Here is a 14,291-nt window from a genome sequence, read left to right on the forward strand (position 1 = left end):
ATTTCGGATTTAGCCTACGGGTTTTTTAAATCCGAAATCGAACGTTCGAAATCCGAAATAAACAAATACAGGTTAAACCCTTCCAGTTTCAAAGCTTCGGCAATATCTTGCTGAAGCTTTTTTTTGTCTACACCGGCCATTCGGTTTTGCTGGATGAGGTTGTATGCTTTTTGGGTCAGTAGCAATTTGCGGCGGCTGTTCGATGCGTTGAGTCCTGAGCTTATCAGATCGGCAATGTCGTCTATCCCTTCATCCTTTGTAGCAACCGCGCGTATGATGGGTATAGGCGCGCCCTCTTTTTGATGGATGATCTTTTTGAGGTTGTTGATGAAGAGGTCGGCACCATCGCGGTCGGCTTTGTTAATGATGAAAGCATCGGCAATCTCCATCAGGCCCGCTTTGATGTTCTGTATCTCATCGCCGGCTTCGGGCACCAATACTACGAAGGTTGTATCGGCAAGGCCTGCAATCTCCACTTCAGATTGGCCCACGCCAACGGTTTCAACAATAATATGGTCGAAACCTGATGCGCGCAGCACATCCGTCATTTCGATGGTTTTTGCGGAGAGGCCCCCAAGGGAGCCGCGCGTAGCAAGCGAGCGGATAAATACATCGGGGTGGTTAAAATGGGGGGCCATGCGTATCCTATCGCCCAGCAACGAACCGAAGTTGAACGGCGATGAGGGGTCAATTGCCAAAACGGCTACTTTTTTACCTTTATCCAATAATTTGCTGATGATGGCGTTCACCAAAGTGCTTTTGCCTGCGCCGGGCGGACCCGTTATACCCGTTACTGGTACATCGGCATAATGCAACGATTTCAGCAATTCTGTAGCACCCGGCAGGTTATTCTCAACCACAGTAAGTTGGCGAGCAACCTTGCGGAAGTCGATAATGCCGGGGGTAGTATGTGTTATTGGGTTTGCCATGCGCGTTGGCTATAAAGTAACAAAAGTATTGCCTATTTAAAAAGTATAGATACCGATATAAGTATATTTGCCCCGTAGCCCTTTAAAAGCAGGCTATGTGGAATGAAGGCTAACGGGCTATCGTTTATTGGCAAATTAAAAAAAGCGACTGTTTTTTACTATGCAAAAAACATCCTGAGGCAGGCGGTCCCGGCGGTGCTGTACGAAAAAAACCTTCGGGAAAGGCTTCAGGAGATTGATAAATACGATGCGGCGGTATTGGACAGAGTTAATTATTACAACAAACTCAGCACGCCTACGCAGGTTGAAGGCAGCGGGACAATTTGTTTAAAAGACATGCAGATGTTTAAAAGCCCCAAAGCGTACAATTTCGACACCTATAAATATACGCGGTATTTCGATAAAACTTTGCGGGCGAATTTCCTTTTCGGCGATGTAACTCATGTAGCGGCCGTGCCATCTATACAGAAAAGCAGGCCGGTAGGGGGCAATAATACCAACGCCATACTGCTGAACCTGGATAAAAGGCGGCATTTTGTTTTTGTGAAAGACAGCCTGCCGTTTGCGGAGAAAAAGGATTTACTGATAGGCCGCGGGGTGATGACTCAACCCCACCGTACCCGCTTTATGGAAATGTACTTTGGCCACCCGCTGTGCAATTTGGGCCAGGTGAATAAGACGGGGGGCAATATGGAGTGGTTTATGCCCAAAATCAGCATAGCAGAACACTTAAACTATAAGTTTATCCTGAGCCTGGAAGGGAACGATGTGGCCACCAATTTAAAGTGGATTATGTCGTCAAACTCGGTTGCGGTAATGCCCACACCTAAGTACGAAACCTGGTTTATGGAGGGGCGGCTGATACCCGGCTACCATTACATTGCCATAAAAGACGATTATACAGACCTGGAAGAAAAGCTTAAATATTATTTGAATCATCCCGCCGAAGCGGAGAAAATCATCGGCAACGCCAACCAATACGTTAAGCAGTTTTTAAATAAAAAACGAGAGCGCTTAATAGCTTTGCTGGTATTGCAAAAGTATTTTAAGTACACCGGCCAGGTAAAGGACAATGCCTGAAATGTAATAATTTTAACTGTTTTTAAGCTATAAAACAAATTGAAGCACCTGCTCATCAGCCGTACCGATGCCATTGGCGATGTGATACTTACCTTGCCTGTGGCCGCTTACCTAAAGCAGCTGTATCCGCAGGCCAGGATATCGTTCCTTGGGCGTGCCTATACGGGGCCGGTTATCAAATGCAATCCTTTTGTTGGCGAGTTTATAGATTATACGGCGCTTTTAAATTTAGGCGATAAAGAGCAACAGGCTTTTTTGCGCGATAAGAACATTGATGCTATTATCCATGTGTTCCCCAATAAACACGTTGCAGCATTAGCCAAACAGGCGGGCATCAACATCCGGATAGGTACCACAAACCGGCTCTTCCATTGGCATACCTGCAATAAGCTGGTAAGGCTAAGTCGCAAAAAATCTGACCTGCACGAGGCGCAATTAAATCTGGCCCTGTTGAAGCCACTGGGCTTTGCCGCCGTGCCATCGCTGGCGGATATCATCAGCAATAATCATTTCGCGCCGACAATTACACTGCCCACCCCTTTGCAAAACTTGCTGGCTAAAGATAAATTCAACCTGATACTACACCCCAAATCGCATGGCAGCGCTATGGAGTGGGGGCTGGATAAATTCAAAGCACTGGCCGAGGCGTTGGATGCAGATAAGTTCAACATCTTTATAACAGGCTCGGATAAAGAGCAGGCCCTGCTCGCGCCATGGATTGCCACGCTACCTGCAAACGTAAACGATGTAACCGGGCAAATGAGCCTGGACGAGCTGATTGCCTTTATAGCTAAAGCCGATGGCCTGTTGGCCGCAAGCACCGGGCCTTTGCATATTGCAGCAGCCACGGGGGTGCGCGCTTTGGGTTTGTACCCGGGCGTAAGGCCCATGAAAGCCCAACGCTGGGGGCCTTTAGGCCCGCAAGCCGAATATCTGGAAAGCACAGGCGAGGGTTTGGACGATATTACTGTGGATGCGGTTGCCGCTAAAATTGACGGATGGATATGAGTAAGCCGAAGGTATTAGTTGCTTTTGATTCGATGCGGTACCCCAATACCGGGTTGTTCCATTTTGGGAAAAGTTTGGGGCGGGCGTTGCTGCGGAATAATGATAATCGGTTCCACCTGAACTTTTTCCTGCATCCCAAAACTACGGAGTTCGATGGCGACGAGGTCCCAATAATACGCTTGCGCAAATACCATAAGCTGTTTTATTTCAATACGGCGAAAATCGAGCTGTTCCACTTTACCGACCAACTACCTCGTTTGGCCCCTGCCAAAGTGCAAGGCAAAAAAATACTCACCATACACGATATCAACCCCGTGCACGAAGCGCCGGGCAGCAAAGCTGAGGCTTATTACCTCAAAAAGCTAGGGGAGCATATTAGGCATTGCGATAGGGTGGTAGCTATATCGCAGTTCGCCGCCAACGATGTGCTGAAGTATTTCCCGGAGATTAAAGATAAACTAAGCGTGATATACAACGGGGCCGATAAGCTGCAAACAACGCCCGGGCATAGCCCGGTGTGCGTTCCAAAGAAGCCCTTTTTGTTTGCCATCGGCATCGTATCGGCAAAAAAGAACTTTGCCGTGCTGCCCGCCCTGCTTGCCAGGAACGATATGGAACTGGTGATAGCGGGCATTAAAACGCCTTACGAAGCAGAGATTGTAGCAGCGGCAATGAAGCATGGTGTCGCAGATAGGGTACGGATTACCGGCCCCATAAGCGAAGCGGATAAAGCCTGGTATTACAGCAATTGCGAGGCCTTTGTTTTCCCATCCATAGCCGAGGGTTTTGGCCTGCCGGTGATAGAAGCCATGCATTTTGGCAAACCGGTTTTCTGCTCCGATTATACATCCCTGCCCGAGGTTGCAGGCGATGCAGCCTATTATTTCGAGAGTTTCGACGCAGAGGCGATGCGGCAGGTTTTTACAGACGGGATGCGGCACTTCCACCAAAATAACGGTGCCGAAAAGGCCATTGCTCACGCCGCCAAATACAATTGGGATGATACCGCCCGGCAGTATCTTGCGCTATATGCAGAATGTATTAGGTAATTAATTAAAACATCAATGGCAGGCTTATATACATACACCAACTCTCCTGATTATATCAAGCAATTAAAGTTTGATTACATCGAAACCTATTCTTTTCAACGGGGACTTGAATTTGAAGCTTACCGCGCCGCGACCACAAAGGAATATTTTGCATTGCAAGCCCGAAAAGCAAAACATGTACTTACCGGGGAACAGGAAGAAAGGTATAAGTTGTTATACATTTTAAACACCACCCAATATTTAATTAATGCCGATGGCGGCTTTCACCCTTCAAGCATAAAGACATATACGTTTAAACGGACAGAAAATAAAGTTGACGAATTAATTGGCATTTTGAGTATAGAACCTGTTGATGTACCCGCATGGATGTGTGCCCCGGTATACAGGGATGCCATCGTATTTTATGATAGCGACGGGCGCATCATTTCTACATTGAATATTTGCCTTGGTTGCCAATATATGGGTACGAGATTGTTTTCTGAAATAAATGCAGATGCTAAAGTTTATGTTTTATTAAAGAAGTTCTTCGCCGAACTGGGCCATGAGGTTGAAGACAGATAATACATAACTTCAGTATGCGGGAGCCCATATGGAATCACTCACGATAGCAAAGAGTGCGTTTTTGCCCTAACCCCTAATCTCCAGCCGCTACTCTCCAACCCTAATTAATCATCTTCCCCGCCAAATCTACCTTGCGTGCAAAGGGATTGAGGTACTTATTGGCCAGCACTACAAATTCGCGGCGGGTAACCGGGCGTTTGGTGTCGAAGGCAACGGTGAAGTTGTACTTGCTTTTCCAGTTGGCGCGCATAATGCGTTCCAGCGTTTCCGGGTCGGTGAGCGACATCTCGCTGATGTAGGATAACAGGTTGCCCACTGTAAAGTCATCGCCCGGCTGCGTTTTGTTGAACCACAAAAACGAGCGGGTGTATATCTCGTTCAGGTACGGTTTTACTTCATCTGTATAAACGGTGGTATCGGGTTTAAACAGCATTTGTGCCGTAGTGCCGGTTACCGTGCGAAAACCTTTTAGCATGCCCGTACAACCCACTTGTTGTACGGCGCGGTAGGCCGGGTCTGATTTTGGGATGTCGCTAAAGGGCATTACCGAGCCGCCGTAAATGAGCACCTCGTCCTGTATCTTGCGCACATCCAGTTCCTTTGTCGTTTTGCCGAAGAACGCACACCAGGCCGCAGAAGCGCCCACGCCCTGCCCCAGCGCCATCTGCACGGCCGGGTCGGTTATGCTGCCGTTTACCAAATGCGTTACCGACATCGCCTTCTCCGTTACAAACAGATTCACGGCATCTTTTACCACAATGGCACCCAGCGGCACCGAGTACGGCGGGAAAGGCGGGTACTTTATCTTTGGCGCACCGGGTACGATGTAGTGTTGGCCAGGCAGGGCATCGCCAATGCCTATTGAGGTACGGTACAGGCGCGAGCCCCGGTCATAAGGTGTGTAAATATCATCAAGCACCATGCGCACTTCGCCATAGGCGCGTTTGTTTTCGCGGATGTAGGGGATCAGCGGCAGGTGGTCGCGCGTGGGGAACTCATCGGCAAGGCCTATGTTCCTGTAGCCCAGTTCGGTTTGCAGGTAGTAGATCGCTCCTAAAGTATGCAGGCGGGCCTTGCGGAAGGTTTCGCCGCGTTTTTCGGGCGAGAGGTCGTCTGAGGTTACGGAGTACTGGTTGGCACAGTCGTTCCAGTTCATCATGAATTTATCGTTGATGAGCGCCCCGGCCTTCAGCATCCTTTTAATGTCGATTTTCTTGAGGCAGGCATATAACGATGGCTCATAGCCCTCGGGGCGGGCAATAGTTTTGTCGGCCGTTCGGCCGTAATCCTTCAGTATGGCAATCATGCTGATGTCCTGTATCTGGTTGGTCGCATTATCCGGCGCCAGCACCTCGCCGGTTTCCTTGCGGCTATCGAAACCGGTATTGAACAGGGCTCCCGCCATGGTGGCTACGTCGCCAAATTCGGTGGCATCCACAACAGCTTTGGCCTTTATCACATCGGTTTTGCCGTTTACGGTAATGCTTACCTCCCAGCCCGTGCCGTCCTTTTTAATGCTGGTGAAGGGAGTGCTTAACCGCACGGTGAGGTTTTTGACGGTATCGGTCAGTTTTTTGAGGATAGATGCCCCAACCGATGGCTCGAAGTTGAGCACGGCGTTGAAGGTGGTATCGTAACCTAATCTCACCTTGTAAAAGTTCTTGATACGTTCCCTAAATTCGCCGTAAAAACCGTTGGGCAGGTTGCGGTTGGCTTCCAGTATGCACATGCCGCCTGCCGTCATGCTGCCACCCAACCAGGGCCCTTGCTCTATCAGTATTGTTTTTACGTTGCTGCGCGCGCTTTGTATGGCAGCCGCTACGCCGCTGGCACCGCCGCCAACAACCAGCACATCGGTTTTAATAGTATCGGCAAAGGTGGTGGCAGAGGCTAGTACGAAGAGCAGCGTTAATAATTTTTTTATCATCAGTTTACAAAACAAGTACAAAACGCTAATTTAGGGCAAATCCTTATGGATGCATCAAATTATTATTGCCCAAAACTAAATTTCATCAACCATGACAGACGAGCAGATGCGTTACCCCGTAGGCAAATTCGTAGCCCCTCTTTCCTATATCCCCGAAGATAAACGTAAATGGATAAGCGAGATACGTAACCTGCCCGGCAAAGTACGCAACGCAATCATGCCCCTTGCCGACCGGCAACTCGACACCCAATACCGCACCGGCGGCTGGACACTGCGCCAGGTTGTGCACCACCTGGCCGATAGCCACATGAATTCGCTCACCCGTTTCAAGCTGGCCCTTACCGAAGATAATCCCACCATAAAGCCCTATGAAGAGGGTGACTGGGCCCTGCTGCCCGATTACCGCATGCCCGTAGAACCATCGTTAAGGATGCTGGAGGGTATACACATGCATATGGTAGCCTTGTTCGAGAGCTTTACCGAAGAACAATGGGATATGACTTTTTACCACCCGGCATCGGGCGAGACTATTACGCTTAAAAAAGCTTTGGCCGTTTACGCCTGGCACAGCAGGCACCACCTGGCGCATTTAACGGAGACGATAAAACGGTTTTAGAGGTCTATAATCTTATCTCCGTGAACTTTGTGTCTTCTCAGTGCCCTTTGTGTTTAAATTTTACCACAAAGGGCGCAAAGATTTTTCACAAAGGGCGCAAAGCGTTTCTTACGATTTCACTCCTCTCAAACAAAAAAAGCCGCACAAGGCGGCTCTTTCAAAGTCTAACAGGGTAATTCTTTTACCGTCTGTTGCCAAATATGCGTAACAGAAACAAGAACAGGTTCACGAAATCGAGGTAAAGGGTTAAGGCACCCATGATAGCCACTTTACCTGCCGAAGCATCGCCATCCATTTCTGCGCCAATGCGTTTCAGTTTCTGCACGTCGTAAGCGGTTAAGCCCACGAATACGGCCACGCCGATGTAGCTGATTAGCAAATTGAACGCACCGCTGTGGAATATCAATACATTAAGCAACGTGGCTACGATAATGCCCACCAACAGCATGATGAGGATAGAGCCGAATTTGGTCAGATCCTGATGGGTGATGTAGCCTCCTACTGCCATTACGCCAAATACAATTGAGGAGGTAATGAATGTAGTTGATATGGTGCCTATAGAATAAACGTAGAAGATATAGCTTAAGCTGATGCCCATCACTGCAGAAAAAGCAATGAATATAATGGCCAGCGATGCGAAACTAAGCTTGCTGAAGGTAAACCTTGCCACCAGTATAAAAATAAGCGGTGCAAACATCACCACGTAGCCCAGCAGGCTGGTTTGCCCGGTGATGTTATTGCGCAGCATACCACTCAACTCGGGGATGAATGCGAAAGTATAAGTGCAAACTGCGGATATGCCTAACGCTACAAACATCCACATAAATACATTAGCTATGAACTTGCGCGAAGCTTCCGCGTTTTCTACGTGGCTTACTTCGTCGTAAACGTAATTACGAATATTACCTTCCATTTTATTTTTAAATTTATTTAATACGAATATAGTAAAGTTGAAACGATACAAACGATATGAATGTTGTATTTTGATAACAACAATTGTTGTTTATGGCTATAAGAATACAATTGGCCAATACACCGTTTTAAATTGCTTACAAGTGTTTATAATTTCCGCTGTAGCCACAGGTTCCATCCAGCCGTATTGCGGGTTTTGAAGCCCCTGCCTTTGCTTATCCAACACGATACCCGATTCGAACATCACCTTATGGTTCCTAACCAAATAGAATGTGCTTTGAACGGTGGCCATATCCCCGCCGTTAGCCTTAAACTTCCAGTCCTTTTGCATGCGGATCAAAACTTTCCTGTCGCTGGTTTTTATGCATCCGTGATGTGGAATAGAGGGATGCAGATCGGGGAGGTCTGAAGGAGAAACTACAATATATGCTTGCCAATCGCCCTTTGTAAAATCAAAACCTGCAAATGGGTTTAGTTGCTGACCGACTTTTAAGGTCGGTACTGTTTTATCCAGGTTGTTTTGCGATAAGGGGATAACTAAAGTATAGCCCATTAAAGAACATATGACGCTTATCAGCACAAAACCGATAAATATAATGCCTGCAATTTTTACCGGTTTGCCCATCTTAGAAGCTGTCTAAAAATATAATTCGTTTTAACCGAGGCTGATTCCAGGTGCAGAATCCCCGTAGAGACGCAATATTTTGCGTCTCCGTTATGCAGATCCCATCCTGCCAATCCGTTTTGTATGGCGGGAGACGCAAAATATTGCGTCTCTACGAAAAAATAAAACATTTTTAAACAGCTTCTCAATTCAATCTTTTCATCAGCTGCTCTTCTACCTTTTTATAAACCTGCACGGGTTTTAAGGTGCGCCATTGCAGCTCATCGAGCTGGCCGCCAAAATTGATATAGTAATCTATATTGCTGTTCTTGAATTCTTTTATCACATGGTCCTGAAAGTTTACGCCCGCTATCCAGCCGTCTTCCACATCCTGGAACCATTCCTCGTAGTAGCTATCGTCGGAATGATGGTAGTTGAGCACGTTCTCGCCTATCAGCACGAATTTATTGATGCCTTGGTCTATCATAAGCTCCAGAATCTCGCGCTTCAGCAGCATAATGTCGTTGTTGATGGCATCATTCCATTCGCCTATGAATTCTATGATACTATACCCCCGGTCGTAATCAACAAAAAGCACTTTCAAGTACAGCGTGTTGGAGCCGAACGAATCCCACTGCGGGTGCAGCAGGTAATTGTATATCTGTTTATCAAATTCAAACTCGTTGTATTGCGTAGCATAAAAAGGCGAGTATTCGTCTTCTGATGCTACATAATCATCGCGCCATTTGTAATATGGTTCTATCTCGTGCATAAGCTGCGGATGTGCAGATTTCAGATTTCAGATGTGCAGATTAACCCTGCATATCTATCTGTTAACGGCACCATTTATTAGTCATTCAATTATCTATTTTTTCATTTGCACATCTGTAATTTGCACATCTGCACATTTATTTTCTCATCTGCACATCTGAAATCTGCACATCTGTAATCATTTTTTACTTGCTTCCACCGCTTTCCTTACGCTTCCGTTCTCTTTCAGCAGCTTCGCAGCAGTTTTCTCATCGAGGCCCGTTTCGGCCATTACCATACGGGTGCCGCGGTGTACAAGCTTGTTGTTGCTTAACTGCATATCAACCATTTTATTACCCTTTACGCGGCCAAGCTGTATCATTACGCTGGTGCTCAGCATATTCAAGACTAGCTTTTGCGCGGTGCCTGCTTTCATGCGGGTGCTGCCGGTTACGAATTCGGGACCAACGATAACTTCTACCGGGTATTGCGCCTCTGCCGCTACCGGGCTTTTGCCATTGCATACGATGCAACCTGTGGCAATATTATGCTCGTTGGCCATTTGCAGGCCGCCGATAACATAGGGCGTGGTGCCTGATGCGGCTATGCCAACCACCACATCGTTCTCGTTAATGTTAAATTCCATCAAATCTTTCCAGGCTTGCTGGCGGTCGTCTTCGGCAAACTCTACGGCGCGGCGTATAGCGCTATCGCCGCCTGCAATAATACCTACCACCCAATCGAGGGGCACGCCGAAGGTTGGCGGGCATTCCGAAGCATCAACCACGCCCAGCCTGCCGCTGGTGCCCGCGCCGATGTAGAACAGGCGGCCGCCTATGCGCATCTTTTCGGTTACGATAGTGGCCAGGTCTTCTATCTGTTCCATGGCCTTTTCCACCGCCAGGGGTACGCTTTTGTCTTCGTTATTGATGTTTTGGAGGATATCCAGCAAGGGCATCTTCTCCAGATTGTTGTATTTAGAATCCCTTTCGGTTGTTATTTCCATGGGTAGCAAAAAATAATTTTAACAAAATTGAATAAAAAACATCAAAGCAAAGAAGATGCAGGGCGAAGGCACTTAAAATAATATTCGGTACTTGTGGAAAAAGCAGATGGGTAAAGTCCGAAAAACAATTAAATACGTAAGCTATAGACAGGGCTTTTGGCTGTATAACAGCACCATTGCTTAAACACGATATAAATTATAGGCTATAAAGCTTATTGCTTAAATTTGCCAGGCATCATTACATGAAACAAACTGCGGGTATTATTTTCCGGGCCATCATCTTACTCCTGATAGGCATCCTTATTGGCATTTTTATTAGCGAAGACAATGTTTCGGGCCGCAGGCTCGGCTTCAGTTTTTCGCGCAGCGACGATAAGATTTCTAAAGTGCTCGAACTGGTGAACCAGAACTACGTAGACTCCGTAGATATTGACAGCATTGCGGGCATCACCGTGAACGATATGCTGCAAAACCTGGATCCGCACTCCGTTTACCTGCCTGCCCAGCAGGCGCAAAACATCAGCGAACGTTTGGGTGCCGGCTTCAATGGCATCGGGGTAGAATATCAGGTGCTGCGCGATACGCTGGTCATCACCCAAATGTATCCCGGCGGCCCGGCGGCAAGGGCGGGGCTTAACACCGGCTACCGCGTAATATCCGTAAACGGCAAACCATTCTCCGGCACCAAGCTTACACAAAGCCGCATCAGCAAAACCTTCCGTGGGGAAAAGGATTCGGAGATAACCCTCAACGTAATAACCAATACCGGCGAACGTAAAGATTACCTCATAAAACGTGGCCGCGTGGCCCAGAGCAGCTTGGATGCCTATTACCTTACCGGCACTACCGGCTATATCAAAATAAGCAAATTTGCCTCCACTACCGATGCCGATTTCAGGCGAGCCCTTAGCGCTTTAAAGGCCGATGGCATGCAAAAGCTGGTTTTAGATTTGCGCGGCAACGGTGGCGGCTACCTTAACACGGCCACAGCCATGGCCGACGAATTTTTGCCGAAAAACAAACTCATCGTGTACACCAAAGGCGCGCACGAACCCCGTACCGATTACTTTGCTACCGACTCGGGCACTTACGAGCATGGCAAGCTGACCGTGATGATAGATGAATATTCGGCAAGTGCAAGCGAGATACTGGCAGGTGCATTGCAGGACCTGGACCGGGCTACTATCGTAGGCAGGCGCTCGTTCGGTAAGGGTTTAGTGCAGCAACAATTCCCCTTTGGGGATGGCACGGCGGTGAATTTAACCGTAGCGCGGTATTACACCCCTTCGGGCCGGTCTATACAGAAATCTTATAAGAACGGCGTGCAAAGCTACCGTAACGAACTGGCTAACCGGGTGCGCAAAGGCGAACTGCTCTCTGCCGGCAATAGCCTGGCCGATAGTGCTTTTGTTGGTGCCTTAACATTCCATACCAGTAACGGGCGCAAGGTGTTCAGTTCGGGCGGCATCATGCCTGATGTTTTTGTTGCTGCCGATACTACCCAAGCCACGCGCCTTTTGGCGGATATAAGCGACAAGCAGCTGTTTACCGCTTACATTATCGATAGGATGCGGACCACGCTTAACAAGTACTCCACCGAAGACAGCTTCTTCAACAATTACCAGCCCGGCAATGCCGAGTACGATGCCTTTATCCAATACGTGGCCAAATCCTTAGAGCAAATTGACCCGCGCGAGTTGCATCAGTCTACTGCATTGATAAAAACGTTGTTGAAGGCCCATGCGGCCCGCTTTAAATGGGGTAACAGCGCCTTCTACCGCGTAATCAACCAAAACGACAGCACGTTTAAAAGAGCGTTGGAGGAGTAATCAGTTCTATCGCGCAGCGGCGCCATCAGAAAACATTATCTTAATAATCCAATATAAATTATAGGCTTGCTCCCGCACCCGTTGTGTAAAAAGTATTTACGCTTACGGGGAGCTTGCCCGTTGGTTTGATTTGCCCGCTGATGGCTTTTACGGCTGCGCGCTGCATAGCATCATCTTTTTGGTAACATACCAGTATAGCACCGGCCTTTTCAATTCCCGGCAGCCCTGCAATGGCGTAGGCATTGGCAAAAACGCTGATGACCGAATTGGGTTTTGCGGCCAGGTCGGCTATCAGCAGTTTTACGTCGCTGCTATAATCCAGCTTGCTGGCAGGGCGTATGCGGGTGTCATGTATGCCCACAAATACCTGGTCGTATTGCTTAAGCGATGCCAATAGCTTGTTCAGATCTGGCACCGCGGTGTTTTTGCCAACCAAAAACAGCGTGCTGTTAGGGTAATGCTTAACCAATTCCTGCTGAAAAACGGTTTGCTCCGTTACGCCGATGCTGATGATGGCTGTTTTCTTGCTGGTATCCTGCTTCAACATGCGGCTGTCGCCCTGTATAAGGGTTACGGCGGCATCGCTTAGCTGTTGCACCAGTTGGGTGGCTGCAGGGCGGTTAAGGTCGGCCAGCAGGCCATCGGTTACTACCGGGGTGTAATTATTCAGTCCGGCCCAGTACTTGGCGGCTAGTATCTTTTTCACTTTCGCCTCGAATTCGGCAGGGTCTATCTGTTTTTTGCGCACTGCCTTGCGTATCAGCTTGGCTGCGTTTTTAGAATCTTCGGATAGCTCAATTAAATCCATACCCGCCAGGAATGCCATTAGGTCGGCCTCGCCTTTGGGGAAGTATTTGGTTACGCCTTTCATTTCCATAGCATCCGAGGCAACCAGTCCTTTAAAAGCCAGCGAATCTTTCAGCAGACCGGTGATGATGGGTTTAGACAAGGTAGAGGGTAGGTTTTTGGTGGTATCCAGCGCGGGGATGCTCATATGGGCTATCATTACGCCGCCTATACCGGCATTTACCGCTTCGCGGAAAGGGTATAGTTCCAAAGAATCGAGCCTCTCGCGGGTAAAGGGCAGCAAGGGTAAATCGAAGTGCGAATCTACATTGGTATCGCCATGGCCGGGGAAGTGCTTGGCTATGGCGATGAGGCCGGCATCCTGCATGCCTTTAGCGTAGGCTATGCCTTTGCGCGCCACGTTGTATTTATTATCGCCGAAGGAGCGGTAATTGATAACCGGGTTATTGGGGTTGTTGTTCACATCAAAATCGGGCGCGAAATTGATATGTACACCCAGCCGTTTGAAATCGTAAGCCACCATCTGCCCCATTTTATAAATGAGCGTATTATCCTGTATGGCACCTAAGGCCATTTGGTAAGGGTAGGAGATGGTAGAATCCAGCCGCATGCCCAGTCCCCACTCGCCATCCATGGCTATAAGCAAAGGTACCTTGGCAACTTTTTGGTATTGGTTCACCAAAATAGCCTGCCTGCCCGGTCCGCCCTGGAAAAACACCAGCCCGCCGATGTGCTGTTTCTTGATAACCTTCCTCACCGAATCTGAATAGGCCTGCCCGCGATTGGTATGCGCCCTCACAAAAAAAAGCTGCCCAACGCGCTTGCGCCGGTTCATCTTATTGTAAACAGAATCTACCCATTGATTTTGCCGCGATAGGGCATCGATTAATTGGGGCGTTTGCGCAAAGGCACAATCGGCAAATAAAATAGCGGAGAGTAATAGCGTGAAAGTAAGGTATTTTTTTAGCTGCATGGCAATGTAAATGTAGGTATCTGAATCAGAATTTACAGAATTTAAGAATTGACAGAATTAAAAGACAAAGTACCCAACGCATTGTGCATCGCATTGTTTTGTTGTTCCCATTCTGTGAATTCGTTAATTCCTTAAAATTCGAGTTCAGACGGCCTCCTGTAAAAAACACGATACAAAACCGTCCAGCCACTATTTTCTCGCAACACAAAATAAACCTTGACGAAAAAAATCGCTCTATGA

At 48.0% G+C, this 14,291-nt stretch carries 13 protein-coding genes; 6 read left to right on the plus strand and 7 right to left on the minus strand.

Annotation, left to right across the window (positions count from 1 at the left end; all coding sequences use genetic code 11):
• Positions 1-14 precede the first annotated feature (14 nt).
• The gene (gene meaB / locus AC1DXC_RS05235) at positions 15-929 is read right to left on the minus strand and encodes a methylmalonyl Co-A mutase-associated GTPase MeaB (protein WP_477458084.1); all 915 of its coding nucleotides are present in this window, start codon (positions 927-929) and stop codon (positions 15-17) included.
• 102 nt (positions 930-1,031) lie between these two features.
• Here meaB and AC1DXC_RS05240 point away from each other — a divergent pair, with 102 nt between their 5' ends.
• Genes AC1DXC_RS05240 through AC1DXC_RS05255 form a run of 4 tightly spaced genes read left to right on the plus strand, consistent with a single transcriptional unit; the run spans position 1,032 to position 4,627 of the window.
• Positions 1,032-2,009 carry a glycosyl transferase family 90 gene (locus AC1DXC_RS05240; protein WP_477458085.1) on the plus strand — a complete coding sequence of 326 codons (978 nt, stop codon included), beginning with the start codon at positions 1,032-1,034 and terminating at the stop codon, positions 2,007-2,009.
• A 39-nt stretch (positions 2,010-2,048) separates the two neighbouring features.
• Positions 2,049-3,017 carry a glycosyltransferase family 9 protein gene (locus tag AC1DXC_RS05245; protein ID WP_477458086.1) on the plus strand — a complete coding sequence of 323 codons (969 nt, stop codon included), beginning with the start codon at positions 2,049-2,051 and terminating at the stop codon, positions 3,015-3,017.
• Positions 3,014-4,066: a glycosyltransferase family 4 protein gene (locus AC1DXC_RS05250; protein ID WP_477458087.1), complete on the plus strand. Its 1,053-nt coding sequence runs from the start codon at positions 3,014-3,016 to the stop codon at positions 4,064-4,066. Before AC1DXC_RS05245 ends, AC1DXC_RS05250 begins: the two co-directional genes overlap by 4 nt.
• 15 nt (positions 4,067-4,081) lie before the next feature.
• Entirely contained in the window at positions 4,082-4,627 is a 546-nt protein-coding gene (locus tag AC1DXC_RS05255) for a hypothetical protein (protein ID WP_477458088.1), read from the plus strand.
• A 100-nt stretch (positions 4,628-4,727) separates the two neighbouring features.
• Here AC1DXC_RS05255 and AC1DXC_RS05260 read toward each other — a convergent pair whose 3' ends face one another.
• Complete coding sequence (locus AC1DXC_RS05260; protein ID WP_477458089.1) at positions 4,728-6,554, minus strand: FAD-dependent oxidoreductase; 1,827 nt, start codon at positions 6,552-6,554, stop codon at positions 4,728-4,730.
• A 91-nt stretch (positions 6,555-6,645) separates the two neighbouring features.
• On the opposite strand from AC1DXC_RS05260, the gene AC1DXC_RS05265 reads away from it, so the two are divergent.
• Positions 6,646-7,170 carry a YfiT family bacillithiol transferase gene (locus AC1DXC_RS05265; protein ID WP_477458090.1) on the plus strand — a complete coding sequence of 175 codons (525 nt, stop codon included), beginning with the start codon at positions 6,646-6,648 and terminating at the stop codon, positions 7,168-7,170.
• A 181-nt stretch (positions 7,171-7,351) separates the two neighbouring features.
• On the opposite strand, the gene AC1DXC_RS05270 is transcribed toward AC1DXC_RS05265, so the two are convergent.
• The 4 genes from AC1DXC_RS05270 to murQ form a co-directional block, all read right to left on the minus strand.
• Complete coding sequence (locus AC1DXC_RS05270; protein WP_477458091.1) at positions 7,352-8,083, minus strand: Bax inhibitor-1/YccA family protein; 732 nt, start codon at positions 8,081-8,083, stop codon at positions 7,352-7,354.
• Between the two features lie 96 nt (positions 8,084-8,179).
• The gene (locus AC1DXC_RS05275; RefSeq protein WP_477458092.1) at positions 8,180-8,707 is read right to left on the minus strand and encodes a hypothetical protein; all 528 of its coding nucleotides are present in this window, start codon (positions 8,705-8,707) and stop codon (positions 8,180-8,182) included.
• A 184-nt stretch (positions 8,708-8,891) separates the two neighbouring features.
• Positions 8,892-9,458: a hypothetical protein gene (locus AC1DXC_RS05280; RefSeq protein ID WP_477458093.1), complete on the minus strand. Its 567-nt coding sequence runs from the start codon at positions 9,456-9,458 to the stop codon at positions 8,892-8,894.
• A gap of 177 nt (positions 9,459-9,635) precedes the next feature.
• Positions 9,636-10,442, minus strand: coding sequence for an N-acetylmuramic acid 6-phosphate etherase (gene murQ / locus AC1DXC_RS05285; protein WP_477458094.1), 807 nt, complete (start codon positions 10,440-10,442; stop codon positions 9,636-9,638).
• A gap of 242 nt (positions 10,443-10,684) precedes the next feature.
• On the opposite strand from murQ, the gene AC1DXC_RS05290 reads away from it, so the two are divergent.
• Positions 10,685-12,271: a S41 family peptidase gene (locus AC1DXC_RS05290; RefSeq protein ID WP_477458095.1), complete on the plus strand. Its 1,587-nt coding sequence runs from the start codon at positions 10,685-10,687 to the stop codon at positions 12,269-12,271.
• Between the two features lie 58 nt (positions 12,272-12,329).
• On the opposite strand, the gene AC1DXC_RS05295 is transcribed toward AC1DXC_RS05290, so the two are convergent.
• Positions 12,330-14,051, minus strand: coding sequence for a glycoside hydrolase family 3 protein (locus AC1DXC_RS05295; RefSeq protein WP_477458096.1), 1,722 nt, complete (start codon positions 14,049-14,051; stop codon positions 12,330-12,332).
• Positions 14,052-14,291: the final 240 nt, after the last annotated feature.

The organism is Mucilaginibacter sp. P2_D11 (assembly GCF_056404435.1).

Excerpts from the sequence above, each read along its gene's own strand:
- meaB (WP_477458084.1), bottom strand. The coding sequence starts at position 929 with ATGGCAAACCCAATAACACATACTACCCCCGGCATTATCGACTTCCGC.
- AC1DXC_RS05240 (WP_477458085.1), top strand. The coding sequence starts at position 1,032 with ATGAAGGCTAACGGGCTATCGTTTATTGGCAAATTAAAAAAAGCGACT.
- AC1DXC_RS05250 (WP_477458087.1), top strand. The coding sequence starts at position 3,014 with ATGAGTAAGCCGAAGGTATTAGTTGCTTTTGATTCGATGCGGTACCCC.
- AC1DXC_RS05255 (WP_477458088.1), top strand. The coding sequence starts at position 4,082 with ATGGCAGGCTTATATACATACACCAACTCTCCTGATTATATCAAGCAA.
- AC1DXC_RS05260 (WP_477458089.1), bottom strand. The coding sequence starts at position 6,554 with ATGATAAAAAAATTATTAACGCTGCTCTTCGTACTAGCCTCTGCCACC.
- AC1DXC_RS05265 (WP_477458090.1), top strand. The coding sequence starts at position 6,646 with ATGACAGACGAGCAGATGCGTTACCCCGTAGGCAAATTCGTAGCCCCT.
- AC1DXC_RS05270 (WP_477458091.1), bottom strand. The coding sequence starts at position 8,083 with ATGGAAGGTAATATTCGTAATTACGTTTACGACGAAGTAAGCCACGTA.
- AC1DXC_RS05275 (WP_477458092.1), bottom strand. The coding sequence starts at position 8,707 with ATGGGCAAACCGGTAAAAATTGCAGGCATTATATTTATCGGTTTTGTG.
- AC1DXC_RS05280 (WP_477458093.1), bottom strand. The coding sequence starts at position 9,458 with ATGCACGAGATAGAACCATATTACAAATGGCGCGATGATTATGTAGCA.
- murQ (WP_477458094.1), bottom strand. The coding sequence starts at position 10,442 with ATGGAAATAACAACCGAAAGGGATTCTAAATACAACAATCTGGAGAAG.
- AC1DXC_RS05290 (WP_477458095.1), top strand. The coding sequence starts at position 10,685 with ATGAAACAAACTGCGGGTATTATTTTCCGGGCCATCATCTTACTCCTG.
- AC1DXC_RS05295 (WP_477458096.1), bottom strand. The coding sequence starts at position 14,051 with ATGCAGCTAAAAAAATACCTTACTTTCACGCTATTACTCTCCGCTATT.